The sequence below is a fragment of the Dorea longicatena genome (assembly GCF_024168045.1).
Taxonomy (GTDB): Bacteria; Bacillota; Clostridia; order Lachnospirales; family Lachnospiraceae; genus Dorea_A.
In genome coordinates this window covers 2784762-2807831 of the sequence record NZ_CP100126.1, presented here as the reverse complement: position 1 = coordinate 2807831, position 23070 = coordinate 2784762, and the positions used below count along the sequence as shown (strand labels likewise).

General features: G+C 42.4%; 22 protein-coding genes and 1 tRNA gene. 15 read left to right on the top strand and 8 right to left on the bottom strand.

Annotated elements, in window-relative coordinates:
• Positions 1–1401 carry a V-type ATP synthase subunit B gene (locus NKF87_RS13470; protein ID WP_055284327.1) on the top strand — a complete coding sequence of 467 codons (1401 nt, stop codon included), beginning with the start codon at positions 1–3 and terminating at the stop codon, positions 1399–1401.
• Between the two features lie 11 nt (positions 1402–1412).
• Entirely contained in the window at positions 1413–2027 is a 615-nt protein-coding gene (locus NKF87_RS13465; protein WP_022415198.1) for a V-type ATP synthase subunit D, read from the top strand.
• Positions 2028–2151: 124 nt separating this feature from the next.
• Here the strand turns inward: NKF87_RS13465 and NKF87_RS13460 are convergent, their stop codons facing one another.
• The 3 genes from NKF87_RS13460 to NKF87_RS13450 all read right to left on the bottom strand — a co-directional run bounded on the left by NKF87_RS13460 (position 2152) and on the right by NKF87_RS13450 (position 4542).
• Positions 2152–2334 carry a pyrroline-5-carboxylate reductase dimerization domain-containing protein gene (locus NKF87_RS13460; RefSeq protein ID WP_227080479.1) on the bottom strand — a complete coding sequence of 61 codons (183 nt, stop codon included), beginning with the start codon at positions 2332–2334 and terminating at the stop codon, positions 2152–2154.
• 107 nt (positions 2335–2441) lie between these two features.
• Positions 2442–3722: an amidohydrolase gene (locus NKF87_RS13455; RefSeq protein ID WP_253583706.1), complete on the bottom strand. Its 1281-nt coding sequence runs from the start codon at positions 3720–3722 to the stop codon at positions 2442–2444.
• Positions 3723–3825: 103 nt separating this feature from the next.
• Entirely contained in the window at positions 3826–4542 is a 717-nt protein-coding gene (locus NKF87_RS13450; protein ID WP_253583704.1) for an L-2-amino-thiazoline-4-carboxylic acid hydrolase, read from the bottom strand.
• 176 nt (positions 4543–4718) lie between these two features.
• Between NKF87_RS13450 and NKF87_RS13445 the strand changes: the two genes are divergently transcribed.
• A complete protein-coding gene (locus NKF87_RS13445) occupies positions 4719–5672 on the top strand; it encodes a polysaccharide deacetylase family protein (protein ID WP_253583703.1) in 954 nt (317 codons plus the stop codon).
• Between the two features lie 37 nt (positions 5673–5709).
• Here the strand turns inward: NKF87_RS13445 and NKF87_RS14575 are convergent, their stop codons facing one another.
• A complete protein-coding gene (locus tag NKF87_RS14575) occupies positions 5710–6285 on the bottom strand; it encodes a DUF6512 family protein (protein ID WP_253583701.1) in 576 nt (191 codons plus the stop codon).
• 137 nt (positions 6286–6422) lie between these two features.
• On the opposite strand from NKF87_RS14575, the gene NKF87_RS13435 reads away from it, so the two are divergent.
• The 8 genes from NKF87_RS13435 to NKF87_RS13400 all read left to right on the top strand — a co-directional run bounded on the left by NKF87_RS13435 (position 6423) and on the right by NKF87_RS13400 (position 14874).
• Positions 6423–6495, top strand: a tRNA-Lys gene (locus tag NKF87_RS13435).
• Positions 6496–6733: 238 nt separating this feature from the next.
• On the top strand, positions 6734–8308 hold the full coding sequence (locus tag NKF87_RS13430) for a phospholipase D-like domain-containing protein (protein ID WP_253583699.1): 1575 nt from the start codon (positions 6734–6736) through the stop codon (positions 8306–8308).
• Positions 8309–8488: 180 nt separating this feature from the next.
• Positions 8489–8818, top strand: coding sequence for a PadR family transcriptional regulator (locus NKF87_RS13425; RefSeq protein ID WP_006428785.1), 330 nt, complete (start codon positions 8489–8491; stop codon positions 8816–8818).
• 44 nt (positions 8819–8862) lie between these two features.
• Positions 8863–9693, top strand: a complete 831-nt coding sequence (locus NKF87_RS13420; protein ID WP_253583697.1) for an NfeD family protein — start codon at positions 8863–8865, stop codon at positions 9691–9693.
• A gap of 95 nt (positions 9694–9788) precedes the next feature.
• On the top strand, positions 9789–12458 hold the full coding sequence (locus NKF87_RS13415) for a hypothetical protein (RefSeq protein ID WP_253583695.1): 2670 nt from the start codon (positions 9789–9791) through the stop codon (positions 12456–12458).
• On the top strand, positions 12433–13191 hold the full coding sequence (locus tag NKF87_RS13410; RefSeq protein ID WP_253583693.1) for an ABC transporter ATP-binding protein: 759 nt from the start codon (positions 12433–12435) through the stop codon (positions 13189–13191). The genes NKF87_RS13415 and NKF87_RS13410 overlap by 26 nt, the downstream gene beginning before the upstream one ends.
• A gap of 310 nt (positions 13192–13501) precedes the next feature.
• Positions 13502–14449, top strand: coding sequence for a PD-(D/E)XK nuclease family transposase (locus NKF87_RS13405; protein WP_334304176.1), 948 nt, complete (start codon positions 13502–13504; stop codon positions 14447–14449).
• 71 nt (positions 14450–14520) lie between these two features.
• Positions 14521–14874 carry a hypothetical protein gene (locus tag NKF87_RS13400; protein WP_253583689.1) on the top strand — a complete coding sequence of 118 codons (354 nt, stop codon included), beginning with the start codon at positions 14521–14523 and terminating at the stop codon, positions 14872–14874.
• A gap of 327 nt (positions 14875–15201) precedes the next feature.
• Here the strand turns inward: NKF87_RS13400 and NKF87_RS13395 are convergent, their stop codons facing one another.
• Positions 15202–16095 carry a DMT family transporter gene (locus NKF87_RS13395; protein ID WP_117597627.1) on the bottom strand — a complete coding sequence of 298 codons (894 nt, stop codon included), beginning with the start codon at positions 16093–16095 and terminating at the stop codon, positions 15202–15204.
• 96 nt (positions 16096–16191) lie between these two features.
• Positions 16192–16614, bottom strand: a complete 423-nt coding sequence (locus NKF87_RS13390) for a bacteriohemerythrin (protein ID WP_055284335.1) — start codon at positions 16612–16614, stop codon at positions 16192–16194.
• 98 nt (positions 16615–16712) lie between these two features.
• Between NKF87_RS13390 and NKF87_RS13385 the strand changes: the two genes are divergently transcribed.
• A complete protein-coding gene (locus tag NKF87_RS13385; RefSeq protein WP_117597676.1) occupies positions 16713–17381 on the top strand; it encodes a Crp/Fnr family transcriptional regulator in 669 nt (222 codons plus the stop codon).
• On the opposite strand, the gene rd is transcribed toward NKF87_RS13385, so the two are convergent.
• Positions 17382–17543 (bottom strand): rubredoxin, encoded by a 162-nt coding sequence (gene rd / locus NKF87_RS13380; RefSeq protein WP_055284336.1) that lies wholly within the window; start codon positions 17541–17543, stop codon positions 17382–17384.
• Between the two features lie 287 nt (positions 17544–17830).
• Between rd and NKF87_RS13375 the strand changes: the two genes are divergently transcribed.
• The gene (locus NKF87_RS13375) at positions 17831–19084 is read left to right on the top strand and encodes an MFS transporter (protein ID WP_117597626.1); all 1254 of its coding nucleotides are present in this window, start codon (positions 17831–17833) and stop codon (positions 19082–19084) included.
• 13 nt (positions 19085–19097) lie between these two features.
• Complete coding sequence (gene buk, locus NKF87_RS13370) at positions 19098–20204, top strand: butyrate kinase (RefSeq protein ID WP_117597625.1); 1107 nt, start codon at positions 19098–19100, stop codon at positions 20202–20204.
• Positions 20205–20347: 143 nt separating this feature from the next.
• On the opposite strand, the gene NKF87_RS13365 is transcribed toward buk, so the two are convergent.
• A complete protein-coding gene (locus NKF87_RS13365; RefSeq protein ID WP_117597624.1) occupies positions 20348–22291 on the bottom strand; it encodes a BglG family transcription antiterminator in 1944 nt (647 codons plus the stop codon).
• A gap of 135 nt (positions 22292–22426) precedes the next feature.
• Between NKF87_RS13365 and NKF87_RS13360 the strand changes: the two genes are divergently transcribed.
• Positions 22427–23065, top strand: a complete 639-nt coding sequence (locus NKF87_RS13360) for a class II aldolase/adducin family protein (protein ID WP_117597623.1) — start codon at positions 22427–22429, stop codon at positions 23063–23065.
• Positions 23066–23070 lie beyond the last annotated feature (5 nt).

The window sequence follows — 23070 nt, the reverse complement described above, 5'->3', positions numbered from 1 at the left end:
ATGGCAATAGAATATCTTGGACTGAGCAGTATAAATGGCCCTCTCGTCGTGCTGGAAGGCGTGGAAAATGCATTTTACGATGAGATCGTAGAATTTATTGTAGATCATAATACGAGGAAAATGGGGCGTATCGTAGAGCTGGATGAAGACAAGGCTGTGATCCAGGTATTTGAAGGGACAGAAAATATGTCACTGGATAATACCCATACAAGACTTACGGGACATCCGATGGAAGTTACTGTATCGGAGGAAATGCTGGGACGTACATTTAACGGAATCGGGGAAGCAATCGATGGACTTGGTCCGATTGCAGATGCAGAAAAAAGGGATGTAAACGGACTTCCGTTGAATCCTGTCAGACGGGAGTATCCACGAAACTATATCCGTACCGGAATCTCGGCGATTGACGGTCTGACGACACTGATCCGCGGGCAGAAGCTTCCGATATTCTCGGGAAACGGATTGCCGCATGACCAGCTCGCGGCACAGATCGTAAAGCAGGCTTCACTTGGAGACAATTCGGATGAACAGTTTGCGGTTGTATTCGGTGCGATGGGAGTCAAGCATGACGTGGCAGAATTCTTCCGTAAGACATTTGAGGAAAGCGGTGTGGCAGATCATGTGTGTATGTTCCTGAATCTGGCAAATGATCCGGTGGTAGAGCGTCTGATCACGCCGAAGGTTGCGCTGACGGTAGCGGAATATCTGGCATTTGAGAAAAATATGCACATTCTGGTTATCCTGACGGATATGACTTCTTTTGCGGAAGCCATGCGTGAAGTGTCTTCTTCCCGTGGCGAGATTCCGTCAAGAAAAGGATATCCGGGATATTTATACAGTGAACTGGCCACGATCTATGAACGTGCCGGTATTGTGGACGGGGCAAATGGTTCCGTAACACAGCTTCCGATCCTGACCATGCCGAATGATGATATTACACATCCGATCCCTGACCTTACCGGATATATCACAGAAGGACAGATCGTACTGGACCGTAATCTGCACGGGCAGGCAGTCTATCCGCCGATCAGTATCCTGCCATCGCTGTCACGACTGATGAAGGACGGCATCGGAAAAGGATATACCAGGGAAGATCATCAGGATCTTGCGAACCAGTTATTCTCTGCCTATGCAAAGGTTGGAGAGGCGAGAAATCTGGCTTCGGTTATCGGAGAAGATGAATTGTCACCAATCGATAAACAGTATCTGAAGTTCGGTGAAGAATTCGAGAGACGCTATATCGGGCAGGGACCGGCGGAGAACCGGACGATGATGGAGACGCTGGATCTTGGCTGGGAACTGCTTGGACTTCTGCCGAAGGAAGAACTGGACCGTATTGATACGAAGCTGGTTGAGAAGTATTGGAAGGATACGAAAGAGACATTGGAGACGGAAGAGTAGGAGGGATGCATATGGATCCGAGAGAATTTCCTACCAAGGGAAATCTGATGCTTGCAAAGAATTCTCTGATGCTTGCACGTCAGGGGTATGACTTGATGGATAAAAAGCGGAATATTCTTCTGAAAGAACTGATGGGACTGATCGATGAGGCGAAAGACATCCAGGAAGAGATCGATGCAACCTTTACAAAAGCATATGCCTGCCTACAGCGTGCCAATATCGAACACGGGATCAGTAAAGTCCAGGAACTGGCATTTACTGTTCCAATCGAGGATTCGCTGAAGATGCAGACCAGAAGCATCATGGGAACGGAGATCCCGCACATCAAGTATGATGCGAAGCAGAATGATCTGACGTATTCGTTCAGCACGACACACGAGTCGGTGGATATTGCAAGAGAAGCTTTCCGGGAAGTGAAGGAACTTACGATCAAGCTGGCTGAGGTGGAGAACTCGGCGTACCGTCTGGCCGCAAATATCAAGAAGACACAGAAGCGGGCGAATGCGCTTAAGAATATTACGATACCGATGTATACGAATCTGGTGCATACGATCAGTAATGCGCTGGAGGAGAAGGAAAGAGAAGAATTTACACGGTTGAAGGTGATAAAGAGGATGAAAATGTAACGACAAATTTTGCAAAGTAATTCCACTTATCCCCAACAAAAGAGGAGTTATCCACGGGAAACTGTGGATAACTCCTCTTTTGTCTGATAATTCCGATGCATGAATCGACATAGAATGACAACGATTATAATGAACGGGATTTTTCTGTACTTACATTAATGCATTCGATTACAGCACCACGCATGCCGGCTTTTTCAAGAGCCTCGCAGCCTTCGATGGTTGTTCCGCCAGGGGATGTGACCATGTCTTTTAATTCACCCGGATGTCGAGTGCGCCATAAAGAATGGCACCGCCCATATTGCCACATCCGATAATTCCGATTTTTTTTGTGATCATAATAATTCCTCCTAGTTTGGTCATGAGATGTTTTAGAGCAGATATTTATAAAGTGTACAGTATGCAATGACAGGAGCTTTAAGGAGTCAGCTTGTGCAGTTCCCATGCTTTTTCGATACTTCCCGGAGTTTTCATCAATAATTTCGTTCCTTCTGCCATACATCTCGCAACGTAGAACATACCTTTCTGTCCGATAGTCATACCGGCCTGTCTGGCAGCAGCCCAGTGATGAAGCGGGGTACCTTTACACATCGTAGCGGCACTTAAGGTGATCAACGGGACGGTGTGGCTGACCTGTGAAGCGTCCGTGCCGATAGCGATCGGAACCGGTTCATCTTCAAGCGGTTCCAGGCCGGAGAATAGTGTCCCGTCATTGATTAGTCCGGCTTCTTCTGTGATCTGCTTTGCAAAATCCAGCTCTTCCGGTGTATAAGCCGGTGTCGGAACTCTGGTCATAGCATCGTAATATAATTCTGTCAGTACCCGGTTAACTTTCATCTCACTGCAGCTTGCGACCAGTTCGATATCGACGGTGGTGTCTGTCATAAGAGCGGCACCTCTGGCGCAGTTGTCTACACGTTCGCTTGCATCTTCGGTGCGGGAACGTAAGTAGGAGCGGATGAAATAATTTGTCTTTGCGATATCCGGAACAACATTTGCCGGAAGACCGTTATCAATGTAGGCATAATGCATACGGACATCTCCCGGTACGTGTTCACGGAGATAATTGACGCCTACATTCATGAGTTCGGCGGCATCCAGGGCGCTGCGGCCTTTTTCCGGTGCTTTGGCAGCATGGGAACTAAGTCCGTGGAAGGTGTAGTTCTTAATGTCCTGTGCCTGCCAGATATCGTTGCTGACACGGTTGCGGTCGAATGGATGCCAGGTAATAGCAACATCGAGGTCATCAAAGACTCCCTGATCGTTCATCACAATCTTGCCGGACATGATCTCTTCGGCCGGGCAGCCATAGACGCAGATCGTTCCGGCTGCACCGGTTGCTTCCATATCGGCTTTTAATGCACATGCCGCTGCGGCAACGGCTGTTCCAAGCAGGTTGTGCCCGCAGGCGTGTCCGACACCTGCCAGAGCATCGTACTCGGCCAGGAATCCGAGGATTGGTTTTCCACCTCCCCAGACTGCGGTAAATGCGGTGGCGATACCGGCTGTTTTCCATGTTATTTTAAATCCCTGGCTTTCCAGATAATCTGCCAGGCATTTGGAAGAAAGTGTCTCCTGATATGCAAGTTCCGGGTGATGGAAAATGTAATCAGCGGTATTCACCAGTTCTTCCTGATGATCGTCGAGCCAGCTGGCAATGATATTGTCAGGTGTATGTTCAGTTGTTAGTGTATTCAAAATATAGATACCTCCTCATAGAATCGGGTGTTTATCTATCATTTTAGCACAGAAAAACAGGATGTAAATAGATTTCATAGTTTTCTTATATGAAAAGTAAAAACTATTCAACCGGATAAAGCCCGTCCAATACATCCAAATATTCCTGCCCGAATGTATCTACATAATCAGTAAGTGCAAGTTTCACTGCCGCTTCTCCTTTTTCACCAAGATTATGGATCAGGGCCTGGCTGACGGTATATTTTAAATGTGCCGTATGGAAATTAAAATCTTTCATACAGGAAGTTCCAAGCTCGGCTTTTTTCTCCGCCAGTTCTTTTACCTCTTCCTGTGAGAGCGGATGTCCCCAGTCGAATTCGCAACGATCACCGCCCCAGCTCATAGATGTGGCAGTCGGGGTACAGACGAAGTCGGAACGGAATCCCTGGTAAACGGCATTGTCTACATTGACGCAATAATATTTCCCATATTCGGTAATGTTATGCTTTTTCCATGCTTCACACCATGCACATTTTGCAATGTAAGTCTGAAGTGTCGGTTCGGTGCGAAGTGTTCCGAAGTCCATTTGTCCGGCGTAATCTGGTTTCCATTCACCGTATGCCTGATTGGTCATGGTAGTCAGTTCATCACCGTGTGCGAGAGCATTTGCCGCCATGCGGGCACCCCGTTCATTTCCATAGGTAGTCATTCCGGCAAGGATTGCGTCTTTTCCGGCTTCACCGCATAATTCAATTGCATGTTTGGCGAGAAATGCGAACATCATGGCGTGATGTTCGATTTTGCAGCTGACAGGACAGACTTTATTTTCATTTTCACTCATATTAAAAACTCCTTTCGACATTTGTAAGTGATAATCTATTTATTACAATACTACATTGTAGTGAAAAAGTCTCGAGAAAAGGCTTGATAAAAAGGAAAAAAGCGGTATGATAGTAAAAAAGAAAAAGCAATTACTTAAAAGTGAGAATAAAGTTGAAAATTAAAGAGGAAAAAAGTATGAGCAGGAAAAAGTTAAAAAATAGAAGACGAAAAGATCGTGCACAGAGAAAGATTCTGATTGCAGCAGTCTGCATAGCAGCAGTGATCATAGGTGTGGGAATCGGCGGGCATGTTATAAAAAAGAATGCCGGTAAAACGATGACAACGGCCGAGACGGAAAGTAAAAAGGCAGTATCAAAGAAAAAAGCAACTGCAAAAAAACTTACGATCAATGAGAATAAAACTGATGCATCCAATAAAGAAAATCAAGGCCAAAAAGATCAGGCAGATGACAGAAGTGAATTTGCAGTTCAACCAGGAAGAAAAGTGGGCACAACAGAACAATCGGATGAAAAAGTTGTCTATCTGACGTTGGATGACGGACCGTCTAAGAATACGCAGGCGGTGCTGGACATTTTGGATAAATACAATGCGAAAGCAACGTTTTTTGTTACAGGAGCCATGCCGGAATATAAAGATATGATCAAAAAGGCTTATGATAAGGGACATACGATCGGAATGCATACATATTCTCATGATTACGCAAAGGTGTATGCATCTGTTGATGCATATTTTCAGGATCTTGACCAGATTGGACAGCTTGTAAAAGAAGAGATCGGCTATGTTCCGTGTTTTATCAGATTTCCGGGAGGATCTTCGAATACCATATCTGCAAGTTACACGAAGGGAATTATGACAACGCTTACGCAGGAGGTTCAGGCAAGAGGATATCAATATTATGACTGGAATGGAAGTTCGGGAGACGGGGCCGTGAGAACAACGGAACAGCTTGTGGATCAGGCAACCAGTTTCCATGACAATAATATCATCCTGCTGTCACATGATTCCGAGACAAAAGATACAACTGTGGAAGCGCTGCCGAAAATTATTGAATATTATCAGTCACAGGGATATGTGTTCAAAGCATTGGATCTTAACAGCTATGTTGCACATCATGGTGTGAATAATTAATTATATATGTAGGGAAATGTGTTGATGGTTGTTGTACTTATGCTGAATAGAATAACGGAAGATCTGGCGGAAAACATGTAAATACAAAGAAGAAAAATGATGTTATCAACCAGAGTGAGACTACAAAGCCAGGTTCTGTCTCGTGAGGAGAACGGGTCTTGCCGGAAATATATTCAGACATTCCAAATGAAAATATTACACTGGAATAAAAAAGCAGGATGTCTAAGATCAGGAAATTCCGGCCGAGAATCCCGGAATATGTGTAAAAAACAGAAACAGTAAAAAACATTCCGAGAAGCACACCCAGATACCGACAGTAAAAGAACGGTAAAACAACCGGATGCAGAGACAGATATTCCCATATGCTTACGAATAAAAAAGGAAAATATAAAAGTTTCAAATGTTCCCACACGGATTCATTAACCGGGCAGAAAAGTGCAATGATTGGAGGCTGCCCGGATAAAAAATACAGGAAATGATTCAGTGTTCCGAGAAAGGCAGCGACCAGGACAAAATGCAGAGCTGTGCCTTGAATGCAGGAGATAATCTCTGTGCAGACAGTATGAAAGATTTTTTTGAAATTGGTTGTAACATAATGGATAATATGCTTCATAAATTCAACCCCCATATCAATATATGAGAGCTGTGAAAAAAATATGAAAAAAATAAAAAAAGTACTTGCATTTTAAAAAACCTTATTATATAATAAATCTTGTCGTTACGGAGAACGTAACACAGACAATTGAAGATGCGCGATTAGCTCAGTTGGTAGAGCACCTGACTCTTAATCAGGGTGTCCAGGGTTCGAACCCCTGATCGCGCACTAACAAATCACTGTTTTTAGAGGCTTAGAGCTCTGGGGACGGTGATTTTTTTGTGCCTGAAAATAGGGGCTTTATGGGGGATAAAACGGAAATCACTAGGGAAAGCAAGGGTGGAAAGGAAAGAATTATGCAAATTATTTCCGGAGAGGATTTTACAAAATACCGGATAAAGCTTGTGACGGGAACATGTTCGTGTTAGTATAATCATAATTTACGATATAAGAAAAGAGTGAGAAGATGAGCAGTCATACACTGGAAGGAAAGAAAAAGACACAGAATGGTGTGAAGCGGCTGGCGTTCACAGTGCTTTCGATATTACTGGAAGTAGTGTTCCTGATTGGGATATTTAAGGGACTGAATGAATACGCGGTATTCATAGACAATCTGACCAGAATATTTGCCGTCATACTGGTTCTGAAAATATATGGAAGAAATGAGACTTCCTCGATGAAGACACCGTGGATCATCCTGATCCTGACATTTCCGATCCTTGGAGTAGCACTTTATTTTATGATCGGTATGAACGGTGGAACCCGGAAGATGCGGATGCGTTACAAAAGGATTGATGAGAAGCTTCTGCCACTTTTGCCGGAAAATAAAGAAGTGCTGGAATGTCTGAATGTGTCAGATCCGAAGGCGGGAAATGTTTCTAATTATATAGAAAGAAATGCGTGTTATCCGGTGTATCAGAATACGGATGTGACTTATTTTGATGAAGCGGTCAAAGGACTGGAGGCGCAGCTTACGGATCTTGCAAAGGCGGAGCAATTCATTTTCATGGAGTATCATGCAATTGAGGATGAATATGCATGGAGCAGGATACAGACGGTGCTGGAAGAACGGGTGAAAGCAGGAGTAGAGGTCCGGGTGTTCTATGATGACATGGGCTCGATCGGATTCGTAAATCTGAGCTTTGCGAGAAAACTGGAAGCGAAAGGAATTGCCTGCCGGGTATTCAATCCGCTGCTTCCGGGACTTAATATGTTCCTGAATAACCGTGACCACAGAAAGATTACGGTGATTGACGGAAAGGTTGGGTACACAGGCGGTTATAACCTGGCAAATGAGTATTTTAACTATACACATCCATACGGGGAATGGAAGGATACGGGAATCCGGCTGGAAGGAGATGCGGTGGCTTCGCTTACGGCAGCATTTTTGGAAATGTGGGAAGCATCCGGGAAGACTCCGGCCGATGTGGATGTTCTGGATATAGAGGCACAGAAAAAATATCTGGTACAGTATCCGTATCAGGCAAAGCAGACGGGATATATCCAGCCGTATGCGGACTGCCCGTTAGACGGAATCCAGGTTGGAGAGGATGTCTATATCAGTATCGTCAACAAAGCGGACAGATACTGCTGGTTCATGACTCCTTATCTGATCATCACGGATGAGATGACACATGCACTTTCGCTGGCGGCCAGGCGTGGCGTAGATGTGCGGATCATCACACCGGGAATCCCGGATAAGAAGCTGATCTACAGTATCACCAGATCGTTCTATCACAATCTGGTACAGGATGGTGTAAGGATCTATGAGTGGACACCGGGATTCTGTCATGCCAAGATGAGTGTGGCGGATGATTGCATGGCGACTTGCGGCACGATCAATCTGGATTACCGGAGCCTTTATCATCATTTTGAAAATGGATGCTTTATGGCAGATTGTGATGCGGTGCTGGATATCCGGCGGGATATGGAGCAGACATTGGAACAGTGCAGGGAAGTGACGGAGAAGTATAAGTCCGGCCGGAGTGCGAGTCTGCGGCTGGGGCAGTTGTTCCTGCGGTTATTTGCGGAGCTGTTGTAGGAAAGAAGAAGGTAAAGGGACTGGGAATGCAGGTTTGCATTTCCGGTTTTTTTATTCTTGTATATTGACATATATCGAGATACGATATATAATAAAACCAAGAAGAAAGCAAAATTTTTTACACTCAACTATCGAAAGCCGATATATAATGAAAGCAAATATAAGAAAGGAGCAATCACTATGAAAGTAAACAAAAATATGGTCTCAGGAAATACCGCAATGTTAATTCTCAAATTGATCTCAGAAAAGGATATGTACGGATATGAAATGATCGATACACTCTCAAAGAGATCGGACAATGTATTCGAATTAAAGGTAGGAACATTGTATCCGCTGCTTCACAGCATGGTACAGTCCGGATATTTGGAAAGTTATAACCAGGAGGCGAACGGGAAACTCAGAAAGTATTACCGGATCACACCTAACGGGAAGAAATATCTGGAGAAAATGATCGAAGAATGGAATGCTTATGCCAATGCAGTTACAAGCATGATCCAGTATTCCGTATAGCACAGGTAAGGCAGTGAAGGTGGTAGAAAAGGAGGGTGTTAGATATGAAGGAAAGAGAATATCTGAAAGAACTTGGGAAGAAGATTACCGATTCGTCTGTAAGAAAAGAGATTGTAAATGAATATGAAGCGCATATAGAAGACTGTAAAGCCGCATTAATGGAATCAGGGATGACGGAAGTTGAAGCAGAGGAAGAAGCAGTCCGCCAGATGGGCGATCCGCAGGAAGCAGGTGAAGCAATGGATAAGATCTATCATAAAGTGTTTGATTCCAATATGTTTCTGTGGATGCTGGCACTGGGATGTGTACCAATTGTATGTGTGTGCATTTCTTATCTTATCGCAAGAGATCCGAACGCATTTTTATGGTTGTGGAATGATGCGCTTGGCCTGAATAAAATCCCGGCAGTTATACACCGGAATATCGGAATCGGATTAGCTGTCTATGGAATCGGATTGAGCTTCTGGGAGAAATACACGGGCAAAGCTTTATTCTATGCAGTCGGAAGAGACTGGGGGCAGGGATGTTACGTTGCAAACAGCGGGCTGGTACTTTTTATCTCGGCATTATGTTTTGTTCCGAGTTTCCCGGTGAAGGGATATGCAGGAATCCTCTGCTGTGTATTGATAGCATGTCTGCTGAATATGGTACTGAGAGGATTTATGAATCTTTTGCAAAGCAGAAGAGAGACCAGACTTTTATGGGAGATTGGAACGGCAGATACCAAAATCAACTGGAAGGGAAAAGGATATCTGTGTGGACATCATATGAAAGTAAGAGTACAGGGATCTGAGAAAGGAACGGAGATCCCGGCAGGAGCACCGGTGATGGTTGTCGGAATGGAGGGATTTAAGCCGGTGGTGGCGCAGGTATAAAGAGAGAGACGTTAGATCTTGGATAGTAAGCGTATATGAAGAGAGACGTTAGATCTCGGATAATAAGCGTGTATGAAAAATGAGAGGCAAAAGTTATGAATAAGACGGAAAAGCGAATGAAGATATTCACGCTGATCATGCAGGTGATCATCCAGGCAGTGCTATTATTTCCGTGGATGAACATGGGGACATGGAAATGCAATGTACCGGGATATCTGATAAAATTGGCTGCTTCGGGCGATGGGATGAGTTACATAAAGAAAAGTCTGAAGCCTTTGGGAGTACTGGACGGTGCAGATGAACAGATGATGGTTCAGATACTGATGCTGTTCATCTGTGAACTGGTAATGGTACTGGTAATCCAGGTGATAGGAATTGTGAATCTGATACTGGCTTTAAGCAATCACCATAAACTGCTTCTGGATATCATGTCACTGATCGCAGGATGTATGATATCATTTCTTGGGGCAGATGGGGCAGTATTTTCAGATCCGCTGTCACAGGTGTATCCATTTTTACTGGTAGTGCTTCTGGTGATCAATTTGATCGGTGCGAAGCTGATTGATTCGTGGCAGGAAGAGAAAAAGATACAGGAAGAAGTTAAAGCCAGAGAGAAAAATTACAAAGATGAAAAGAAAAAGCATCTGGAATTTTCGGGGAAGTATCCGAAAGGATTCTATACGGCCCTGTGGAAGAATTTTAAAAGTTCAAAAAGAGATTTTATTGTTTACGTAAGTATGAACCTGCTTCCGGCGACGTTGATATTTTCCGGAGTCGGAATGGCACAGATGCTGGCACCATTTAATAAAGAAGGAAATATACTGACGGGGCATGGAATCACGGCAATTCTGCTGGAATTCCTGATCGTGAGTCTGATCGCATCGCTGATGCTGATGATCACGAATCTGTTGTCATATTTCAGAAAACGGATGAGAAATTACAGTATATTTTCTACTCTGGGAATGCGGAAGTCTACACTTTATGAAGTGCTTGGAGCAGAGATTGTGGCTGGAATTCTGGGAATGCTGATCGGGGGAGCCTGCATCGGAAGTGTGATCCTGTGTATCATCCGCAGAATTTTCATGGCAAGATCCGGAGTGGGAGCACAGCCGGCGAAGATTACAGGATTCACATATTTGATCGCAAGTCTTATCATGATCGGAATATCCGGGATTGGACTGATGATCCTGCGGGATTTCTTCCTGTACAGGGAACTAAAAAAAATGCAGCTGGGCGATGTGGAAAAGGAGAAGATGCCGGAAAAACGGATCGGTCTGTGGCTTACAATTGGCCTGGTCATTGTGGTATTTGGAATAGTGAATTTCGGAATGCGGAAGAATGCCGAAGGGTTACGGATACTTTTATTTATCTTCCTGGGCATTTATCTGGCGGAAAAGTTTGGATTTGGATTGTTCCTGAAAGTGCGGAAGCATAAAAAGAGTTATTATGCAAAGTTGATCCCATATAATTCGTTTTATTACCGTTTCAAGAGTACATTCCGTTATGTGTACGTGATCAGTCTTATACCGGTACTGATATTGTTCTTATTTGGAAAAGATATGATCTCAGCGAAGATCGCGCAAAAGCCGGAAGGACTGTTCCCGTATGATTTTGTATGTATGGCAACGGAAGCGGATGAGACATTCTGGAAACAGCTGCAGGAAAAATATGACGTGAAATTCCAGGAGTATCCGATGGTACGCGTGACGAATGTGGATAATTCGGAAAAGCTGGATGATGCCAGAGCAGTGATCATGCCGCAGGGACAGCATATAGGCATCTCGGAGACGACGTATAAAGAACTGAATAAGGCACTTGGAAAGAAAAGTGAAAAAATGAATCTATCTGCTGACGGAAAGGAAATCTATATTATTTATCAACAGGATAAGAGTACGAAGGCACATCCACTGGATTACCTGAATTCGAGAAAAGAGCCGTACCTGCACATCGGACAGCCGATAGAATCTTATGGATTTCTTGATCGGGAAAAGATCTATCCAACACGAACCGTAAAGGGTGAAAAGACGGATATCCTGACAGGTGCATTTCGGCAGGGAAGTGAGGAGAATCTGGTTGTATTTTCGGATGAATATTTTGAAAAGGTTCAGGACGACTGGAAGAAATATAATTGGATCACCGGAGATCCGGTTGAGGAGGGTGAAGCAGAAGAAGGAGTGACGATCCATCACTGGCCGACAAAGCTTGTCCTTTTGAATGTGAAAAATGTAGATTATCAGAAGATAGAAAAAGAGCTCCAGGCTTTTCGGAAGGTACATAAAGAGGATGAAAGATTTGACAAGGATGTATTATCCTGCTATTCCAAACGTACAACGATGGAACAGATTGAAAGCGAACGCTTTATGACAACGGTAGTAGATATATTTATCATGGGAGCATTTCTGCTGGGAAGCGTTCTGGTCATTTACTTGAAATATGAATCTGAGATGACGGACAAGAAGAAGCGGAATCATTTCTTAACCTGTATTGGAATGAGCTCGAAAGAAAGAGAAAAGCTGATCCGGACAGAGACGGGAATCTTTTTCTGGATCCCGGCAGCAGTTGCGGTTGTTATGGTGCCGGTGTTAACCGGGGAGATGTGGAACATGCGGGAATATACGAAGGCTGACGGTGTACATTATTTGCGATATCTGTTGATCCTTGCAGTTATATATCTTGTAGTGCAGGGCATCGGTGTAAAGGTGATTGAGCAGTATACAATAAGAAAGGTAGAAGGAAAGCATGAAAGAAATATTAAAGGTAAATAACCTGATCAAGAAATTTCCAAAAGCCGGTGGGGAGATTGATGATGCGGATGCGATTTCGGTACTGAAAGGCATTAACTTTGATGTAGAACAGGGAGAGTACGTCGGAATTATGGGAAAATCCGGCTGTGGAAAGACAACACTTCTGAAGATCCTGGGATTTATGGATCAGCAGACGGACGGAGATGTGATCTTTAACGGTGTGAATACGAATGAGCTTTGGAAAGAAGAACTTACGGATATCAGACGTAGAAAGATCGGATTTGTATTCCAGGATTTTAATCTGATGGACAGTCTTTCGGTAAAAGAAAATATCATGCTTCCGGTATTGCTGGATAAAAAGGAACAGAAAGAATGTGAAGAGAAAGCGGAAGCATTGGAAAAGCAGTTTGGGATTGAACATCTTCAGGAAAAGAATCCTTATGAACTGTCCGGCGGTGAGCGGCAGAGAGTGGCAATCTGCAGGGCGCTGATCAATGATCCGAGTATCATATTTGCAGATGAGCCGACGGGAAACCTCGACTCAAAATCCGGAAAAGTTGTTGCGGGGGAATTCCGGAAAATCAATGAGGAGTTAGGGAAGACCCTTCTGATGGTAACGCATGATCCACAGATGGCAAGCCGGTGTAAGAGAGTGATATTTCTGAAAGACGGATATGTGATGAATGATGTGAGAAAAGAGGGCACGGAAGAAGAATTTTACAGAACGATCATTGGGGAGATGGAGAAGTTTTAAGATGAGATAATATATAGATGGTGATATGGGCTATGCGGCGGAAGATAATTCTGCCGCTTTTTTTACGAAAATTAATCTTGTAATCATATGAACAATATGCTATTCTGAATTCACTTCAAAGAGTGACTTCTACAAACTCTTAAGTATTTCTAGGCCAAAAGGCATCAAGTTTCGACCGTTTCACACCTAAAAATGTCTGAAACATATTTCCGACTTGAGAGAACACGAAAATTTTATAATCTATTCAGGAGGACGTGCCTATGACAAACAACTTCAACAGTATTTCCCGATGATTCGGACAAGGGAGGAGGTGTTGAATGAGATTGAAAGTAAAAGCAGATTAAAAAATTTATTTTATGAGTGGACAGAGGAAAATCAAAATGAATTTCTGGATTTTTGTACCGGAGTGAAAGGTATAAAAATCATGTATGATTTCATGATAAAAGAAATTCTGAATCCGGAGAATACACCGGAGAGAGTAAATGAATTACTCACGTTACTTCTCGGACAAAGAGTGAGAATTGTAGACGTATTACCAAATGACGGAACAAGATTAGCAGATGAATCTACGCTTCTTATTACAGATATGGTAGTACAACTGGAAGATGGAAGTATTGCGAATCTGGAAATTCAGAAAATCGGATACTATTTTCCGGGAGAAAGAAGTGCCTGTTACTCAGCAGATCTGTTGCTTCGGCAGTATAAGAGAGTGAGAGGAATCAAAGGAAAACGATTCTCTTACAGAGATATCAAGCAGGTGTATACGATCGTGTTATTTGAAAAAAGTCCAACAGAATTCCAGAAATTTTCCAATAATTATATCCATCGTTTTATGCAAAAATCTGATACAGGAGTAAATATAAATTTATTACAAGAATATCTGTTCATACCTCTTGACATATTCAAAAAGAATCAGCAAAATGAAAATAGAAGTGTAAAAATAGAAAACCGGCTGGAAGCATGGCTTGCATTTTTCTGCATGGATGATCCGGAGACAATTATAGAAATTATAGAGAAATATCCGGATTTCAAAGAAATGTATGAACAGGCCTATGATGTCTGCCGGAATATCGAAGAGGTGATGCAGATGTTTTCGAAAGAATTGCTGGAGTTAGACAGGAATACAGTAAAGCTGATGATTGATGATATGCAGAAGGAGATAGACTGCCAGAGAGAGCAGTTGAGTCAGAAGGATGAGGAGATGTTAGAAATGAGGAAAGAAATACAACGATTACAGCAGCTATTGGATAAAAAATAGCATGAAAAATGTCAAAAGAATTGTTTTAGGTACTTATAAAAATAACTAGTCAGTTGAAAGAGGTGATGTAGATGCTTTCGGAAGAATTGTTAGAATTAGATCGAAATACAGTAGAATTCATGATTGAAGATATGCGGAGGCAGATAGAAGAGAAAGATGAGCAGATAAAACAACTAGATGAGCAGATAAAACAGAAAGATGAGCAGTCAAGACAACTGGATGAACAGATAAGACAACGGAATAAACAAATAAAAGAAAGTGATAAGCAAATAAGACAACTGGAGGAACAGATAAAAGAAAGCGATAGGCAGATAGGACAGTTGGATGAACAGATAAAAGAAAGCGATAGGCAGATAAGACAGTTGGATGAACAGATAAAACAATCAGAACAAGAAATACAAAAAATGGAGGAAGCAAAAGAGTAATACATAGCCTGGCTGTCTCAGGAACGTGAAACAGCCAGACCGCTTACCTCAAAGCATGTAATCCAGGGATATTCCATATAATTGATGCTGATATCCCCGTTTACAGTAACCCCATCAGGCAGATAATAGACATTTCCAAGAGGACTGGTCTCGCAGACATACCCCTGTGCGAGCATATCCTCTTTTTCTTTATCGGTAAATCCTACCGATATCTCCAGACGCGGAGGGGCACATCAACTGGTGATTGTTTCGATGGAAAGTATGATGTTGCGGAATCCGCGTTTATTCATATAGGCAATAGCATTGTCGTTCAGGTGTACCATATGTTCAATTCCTTTCATAATTTAATAATATTACAGCAGTAATTGTAAAACAAAGTCCACAGATGGAAAGAATACCTGGTGTTTCGGCATAGAGTACCGCTCCGAATAACATGGCGGCAGCAGGCTCGCTGGAAGCGAGAATCGATGCCTTGCCGGCCTCCATATAGCGCATGGATAAAGAATATAGTGCATAAGGCAGGACGGATGATACCAGCGCATGAATAATCAGGATAAAAAAGGTGGTCCTTTGCCCTGAGACAATCATACTGCTTAAAGAGTGTATATTACTGAAAGGCAGCATTGTCATGCCGGAAAAGAGTGTGCCGTAAAAAGTAATCGTCAGGAAATGATATCCTTTTTGTGTGACTTTTTTGCTTATGATTCCATATACAGCATAGAAAAAGCTTGCCAGAATTCCGCAGAGAATTCCTGTTATGCTCCAGGAAAGTCCATTGCTTTCCAGTACTCCGCTTACCAGTACACAGCCAATGAGTGCGAGTGTTACACAGGTCAGTTTGTGTCTGGTTATCGGTTCATGGAAGAATATAGCAGCCAGAAACAGAACAAAGACCGGAGACATGGCAAGTAACACGGCAGAAAGTGCAAGAGATCCTTTCGTAACGGAAATATTATAAAAGACACTGAGGGCGGTCATGCCGATCATGCCGCTTCCGATAAAAAGCCAGAAGTCACGCCGATGTACATAAAATAAATGTCGGTTATAGAATAGAATCCATATGCCAGTGATCAGAGCTGCAAGCAACATCCGGAAACTAATGATGGAAAAGTTGTCGAGCCCATCGTGTTCCAGTGTACGGACAAAGATTCCGGCAGCACCCCAGCAGATGCCGGAGAAAAATGGCAGTAACCAGGCGTATTTGGTAAGTTTCTGATTCATAAGTACCCAATCCTTTGTAAATATAATAAATTAAGTATATCACAAAAACGGACATTGTTATGAGAACATGTCCGTTTTGTGCATTTTTATGAATCACTATAATCGATTGGAATTATCTTTCAAATGAATATATTCCGCTACAGACCGGTCAAAAGTCTTGATATGTTGGAACAGCCAGTCTACAACATTGCGCTTTACCTGTTCGATAAACTGATCATCAGGCCCTTCATTTTCATTCAGATAATCGTATAATTCCTGAATAGATGTTTTGAATTCTTCATGCTTTGCATGGTGACTGGAAATCTCCGGATAAGATACCTTTTTCTGAAGTTCCTCTTCTTCCTGAAAATGAAAATTTGTATATTCATCAAGGTAATCTAACATTTTGATCGCTTTGATCTTACTGTCACCGGATTCGCATGCTGCAACGAACTGCCGGATACGGTCGATCAGTTCCTGATGCTGGGAATCGATGGTCTTGTTGCCTGTAATTAAGTTATCGTCAAATGTAATATTCATAGAGAAACCTCCTGTCTTTGGTACACATTGAATCCTCGTCCCGCATAGTCTATAATGAATCGTAGAAAATGTTTATCAGCAGAGAAAAGGATTGGATTATGAAGTTACAACAGTTACAGATATTTCAGAACCTGACAGAAGAAGAACTGGAAAAAAGTCTTGTCTGTTCACAGGCTGTAGTAAAGAAATATCCGAAAGATACCTATATTTTCCGTCAGGGTGATGTGCCGTTAAAATTATATTTCATATTGGAAGGAATGGTTGAGCTTGGCAGTATCAACCTGAATGGTAAGATTACCCGGAGCAGTTACGTTACGGTGGGTGAGGAGTTTGGCGAAGTAGAAATGTTTCTGCGCCAGTCTGCTTACTCCGGTTATGCAAAAGCAAAAAGTGAAGTGTCGGTTCTGGAGGTTTCACAGAATTTCTTTGGCGGAAGATGCGAAAGAAACTGTGTACATCACAGTAAGGTTGTCTTCAATATGCTTCAGCTTTTTGCGGAAAAAGCAGAGAAATGTAACCGTCAGATAGAGGTTCTTACCAGTGGAAACTTACGTCAGCGTGTAGCGGCGTACCTGTTGGAAAACTGTAATCCGGACTATCGGGTCCGTTTGCATATGAACAGGGAAGATCTGGCAGTATATCTGAATACTACAAGACCATCTCTGTCGCGTATGCTGCTTACTTTACAGGATGAAGGTATCATCCGTCTTGTAGGCCGTAAGGTAATCGAGATCACGGATTATGAAAGACTGCAGTCGGAAGAGTAATTAATCTTCTGCAACAAATACTTCTTTTCCTAATCCGCAGATTGGACATACCCAGTCATCTGGAAGATCTTCAAAGGCTGTGCCCGGTGCGATTCCGTTATCCGGGTCTCCTACAGCCGGATCATATTCATAGCCACATGGTTCACATACATATTTTTTCATAGTTAAAATCTCCTTTTATAAAAATTAATTGTTTGTTGATTGTTGCTGTACAACTTATGTTGTGATTAAAGTATATTGCTTTTATCAGAGAAAATCTGTAACAAATGTTACGAAAATGAGAAAAAATGATAATTATATGTCAATTCAATTAAAAATTTCCATATACATGAGGAAATAGAATGTTTGAGGAAAAATTCGAAATTTTATATTCTTAATACAAGAAAGAAAATCGCGGTTTGAATCTGAGAAATTATTCATGCAGAACATACAGAAAGGAAAAAAATAGTATGGAAACGAAAGTGAAAAAAGGATATGGAAAAGGATGGGCATTGATTCTTTATGCATTCCTTGCATATTTTACAGCAACTGCAGTAGGTAGTGCAATGAACGCAGCGTCAGGAACGTTGTCTGAATTAAGAGGATGGAATGCAGCATTATTAACAAGCTTTATTTCATTAGGATCTATTGCAAATGTAGTTGCAGGATTTGTTTTTGGTAAGTTATCAACAAAAGCTTCAGCGAAAAAGCTGAGTATCATGTGTAGTGTGATCTGGATTGCAGTTGTAGTCGGAATGGGAGTGACAACTAATCTCTGGGCATTTGCATTCTGCCTGATCATTGCAAATGGTATTTCCAGTGCGCTTGGATATCAGCTGGCACCAGTTATGATTTCAAAATGGTTTCCTAAGAGAAAAGGAATTATCATGGGAATTGTAACAATGGGTATTCCGCTCTGCTCAGGATTTGCAACAATGATGTACCAGGCAGGATATGCAGCAATGGGATCTTTAGGTGGATTTCTTCCATTTATTGCAGTATTGGTTGTAGCGTTGATTGTACTCGTTGTATTCCTTGCGGATGATCCGGCTGACAAAGGATTCAATCCGGATAACGGAGCAGAAGCAGAAGCGGAGGAAGAAAAAGGAATTAATAAAGAAAGCATCTGGACAACACAGAAACTTCTGTCTACTCCACAGGTATGGATTCATGGTCTTACACTTGGTGTTCAGTTGTTGTTCGCCAGTGGACTGATGGTTCAGTTATTCCCAAGACTTCTGGAGATTGGATTTGATCCAGGAATGGCAGGAATGATGATGCTTGCATCTGGTCTTCTTGCTCTGCCAGGCTCTTACTTATGTGGTGTGATTGATTCTAAGATCGGAGCAAGAAAAGCAGCATATACTTCATATGTATTCGGTATTCTTGCAATGCTTCTGAACCTTACAGGTAATACGGTATGTGTATGGATTTCATTGGTATGTATTGGTATGGTTGTAGGTGGTGCAGCAAACTGGCCGGCATCACTCTGTATTGAAGAGTTTGGAGACAGCTTCGCAAATGGATATGGTATTATCCAGCCAATGATTCAGGTAGTCGGAGCAGTTGGACCTGCATTCTTCGCAGCATTTTACGGAATGACAGGAAGCTATAAGATACCATATATCTGCGGTGCTGTATTAATGTTTATCGGTCTGATTGGATTTGCGACACTGGCAAAACCAGGATTTGCAAAAAAAGAAGAAGAGAAATATAAAAAATAAGGGATGATATCAGATGAAGACATATAAAGTATTTACTGTAAATCCCGGTTCTACATCAACAAAGATCGCAGTGTTTGATGGAGAAAAGAAGGTCTACTCAGCAAATGTCAGCCATGATTCAAAGGTGTTGGAAGAATATAAAACACTGGAGGATCAGCTGGCTTACAGAAAAGCAACAATAGAAAGTCTTTTGAAAGAAAATCATATAGACCTGGAAGGTCTGGATGCCTGCGTTGGTCGTGGAGGCGGTCTGCTTGCAATGGACGGCGGAACTTATGAAATCGATGATCTTGTTTTGGAACATTCGATTCATGCTAAAAACGGAGTAGTACATCCGGCATGTCTGGGACCAAGTATTGCAAGAGAATTTGCAGAGCAGTATGGTGCAAAAGCATATGTTGTCAATCCGCCGGATGTAGATGAACTGCAGGATTTGGCGCGTATGACCGGCATCAAAGGTGTATATAGAAATGTACATCTTCACGCATTGAATTTAAAAGAGACAGCTATCCGTCATGCCAGAAATATGGGAAAGAAATATGAAGAGTGTAACTTTGTAGTCTGCCATATCGGAGGAGGTATCTCGGTATCGGCGCATCAGAAAGGGAAAATGATTGACGGATTTGACATTGTCGGTGGAGAAGGACCGATGGCACCTACCAGATGTGGAAGTGTTGCAGTGGCAGATGTGTTGAAGTATTGTGAAGACAAAGAGATTAAGACTGTGAAACAGTTATGCACGAAAAATGGAGGATTTGTCAATCATATGGGAATTTCAGATGCACTGGAACTGACAAAATGTGCAGCAGATGGAGATAAATATGCCGGATTACTCTGGGATACCATGATCTATCAGATCGCAAAATGCATCGGTTCTATGGCAGTCGTGCTGGAAGGAAGTGTAGACGGTATTCTGTTGGGAGGTGGAATGGTCTACAATGAAGATTTGGTTGCGAAGCTTAAAGGGTATTGCGAATGGATTGCGCCGATAAGTGCATATCCTGGGGAATTTGAAATGGAAGCAATGGCATCCGGCGCAGAACGTGTGTTAGATGGCGAGGAAGAAGTGAAGAAATATACGGGAGAATGTAGATTTCAGGGATTTGATTTTATAAAATAATGGCGATGGAAAAGGGTGCCGCACAGATAAAAATGTGCGGCACCCTTTTTGTAAGCTGACATTCGTCCGAAAGAAACTGCGAGTGGCAGGTTTTGCAGATACCAAAGTATGTAAAAGGAACTGACGGCAGCAAATCCTCTGCATTACTCATATGCTTTAAAGAAATCAATAATTTCCTTTTTAGTCTTTAGCATCCGCAGAGTGTCAATGTCAAGCTTGTCATTATAAAAAATATGCAGAAGCCGGAACACCAGAGTCGCATCATCCGGACGGAAAGCTCCCATAATAATGATACGGATCTTATAGGAATTCCACATGATCCGGTGATCCAGTGTTGTGATTGATAATCGTGTTTCCTTTGCGGGAATCAGAGAATGCAAGAACAGAATCCCGGGACCAGTCGCATTAGTGGCGATAGATTCCCATCTTAAAATATCAGACAGATAAGACGTATCGGTCAGGTTATTCTGTAAAAAATCTTCAGCCATTGTCTCAATAATGGTGAATCTGTCGGTGAATGATTCTTTTTCATGCCAGAATGCATGCTCCAGCAAATGACCGAGTGTTATATCAGATGCGGCGCATAAATGTTCGATACGCTGCTCGTTGATGTATTCTGACAGAAGCAGATAGTCATCCGGTGCGAGAAATGGGCTGATCTGTATGGTATCAATACCGGGAAAATTAGTAATTGATTTACGGACGGTTGATAAGATAAGATCTGTATTTTGAAAATCATAAATATTCTTATCATTCACAGGCAAAAGTGCCGTTACATTCAAGTATTTATCAAAAGCTCCCAGAATTTTCCGCTTAAGTGCCCAGGCAGCCGGCATATTCATGTGGCAGAAGATGACCGTTTTCATCTTGGTCTCAGGATGTATCTCAAACAGGAATTCCACAGCACCTGAGATGCAGTGAGCCAGATAGAGCAGTTCATTCTGATTCAGGTAATATCCAAGGTATTGCTGGGCGAGATCCTGAAACAGGTATGCAATCTCGAATTCTACATTCAGGATTCGTTTTTCAAGATCCTGATTTCCCTGTGTATTGAGAATGTGTGTAGGAGCCTGGATGAACTGGATGTAGGATAAAAGCGTGATATAGAAATCCTCATCTTCAGAAAAATCCAGATGGAATACATCCTGAATTCTGTCTATGTAAGCTTTCGCTAGCTGGATGGTAACCGGACCAAAATGCTGTGAGATATTCAATGGTGTAATGTCGGATACATCAGGAAGATGTCCGGAGGCAATCCGCTGATAAAGATCATCCCGTTCTTCGCGGCTGAAAGAGCAATGGAACTGTCCTTCCAGGGCATCTGCCAGACTGTTGGAAGCCAGGCTGGCCGGAGTATCAGGCCGGAGTACAGGTGAAGCCGGTGGCAGCTGATGGCCGGATAATACTCGGTGATACATGATAGCAGCAGCAAGATTCAAAGAGACAAGGCTTGGGTCTTCCATAGATATTCCGTATTTATCCAGATGTAAGGGTACTTCATCCATAATGTAATCCAGCACGTCTTTATTCAGAAATGTATATCCGTAATACGTGTTCCAGTTGTGATTATAATTCCAGTCTTCATGAAATAACCGGTTCAGAACAGAGCGACGTTTTTGTTCATTTTCTTCGAATGTAAGAAAGTTTCGCTTCTGTTCTAATTTTATATAGGGTTCCGACAATACATATTTCATTTTGAGACTATGCAGATCGTGTTCCAGTGTTGTGTGGCTTATGAACATTTCATCTTCCAGATCAAAGAGATTTAGATGTTCATCGGTCAGACACAGCCGGAAAGCAAGATAACGGATGCGATCTTCTTTGGTAAAGAATGCAGTGTCAATTTGATTTAGCTGTTGGATGATTTCGGGGTTTTCTGCGGTATAAAGGTATCCTTTGCTGCGCGCGGAAAGAATCTTTGCGTGATAGGGTAAGATGTTTTGATTGATTTCTACGATATCACTGCGGATCGTTCGTGGTGAAACACCTAATTGCTTTGCAAGTTCATTTCCGGTGATATAAGTAGTCTGTTCCTGCATCATGTGGAGAAGTTTCCGTTGGCGCAGAGATAGATTAAGCTTGTCCATGATAACCGTCCTTTCGTATATTTTTCTGAGTATATTTTATCAAAAAGCATTGCCGTTTTAAAGAGGAAATATCCAATTTGAGAAGGCGGAGGAATGAGATTAAGATAAAGTTATAAAAAACAGGAGGTCTTAAAGATGAAATACGAAAATACCAGAAAAATTGTTTTAGATGCTATTTTAGATGCAGTAGATATGGGGCTGATCCATGGAACATCAGGAAATATTGCCATGAGAGATGATAAGGAAGATGTAGTTGCGATCACACCAAGCGGAATCTCTTATAAAGGGATGACAGCAGATCAGATTGCCATCGTAGATATGAATGGAAAATGGCTTGATGGACCATTCAAACCATCTTCAGAAGTCCCAATGCATACAGCAGTTATGAGAGCAAGAAAAGATGTAAAAGCAACGGTACACACACACGGAATGTTTGCAACAATCGCAGCAATGAGCGGAGAATTACTTCCAATTACACCACCGCAGGCAGAATTCGTTCCGGTAGGAATTGTTCCATTTACGATGCCGGGAAGTAACGATGTTGCGGATAAAGTAGTTGAGGCTCTTGGAGAAGAAGGAAGAGCAGTCCTGATCAAAAATCACGGAATGTTCTGCTGTGGGAAAGATATGAAAGCAGCAATGGCAGCAACAATTTATACAGAAGAGATGGCTCAGACAACATACTATGCAAAGGTTGCAGGTGTATATCAGCCGATGCCGGAAGAAGCTGTTAAGAAAATGAAAGAACTGATCGCAGCAGACCAGGCAGTGTAGGAGGA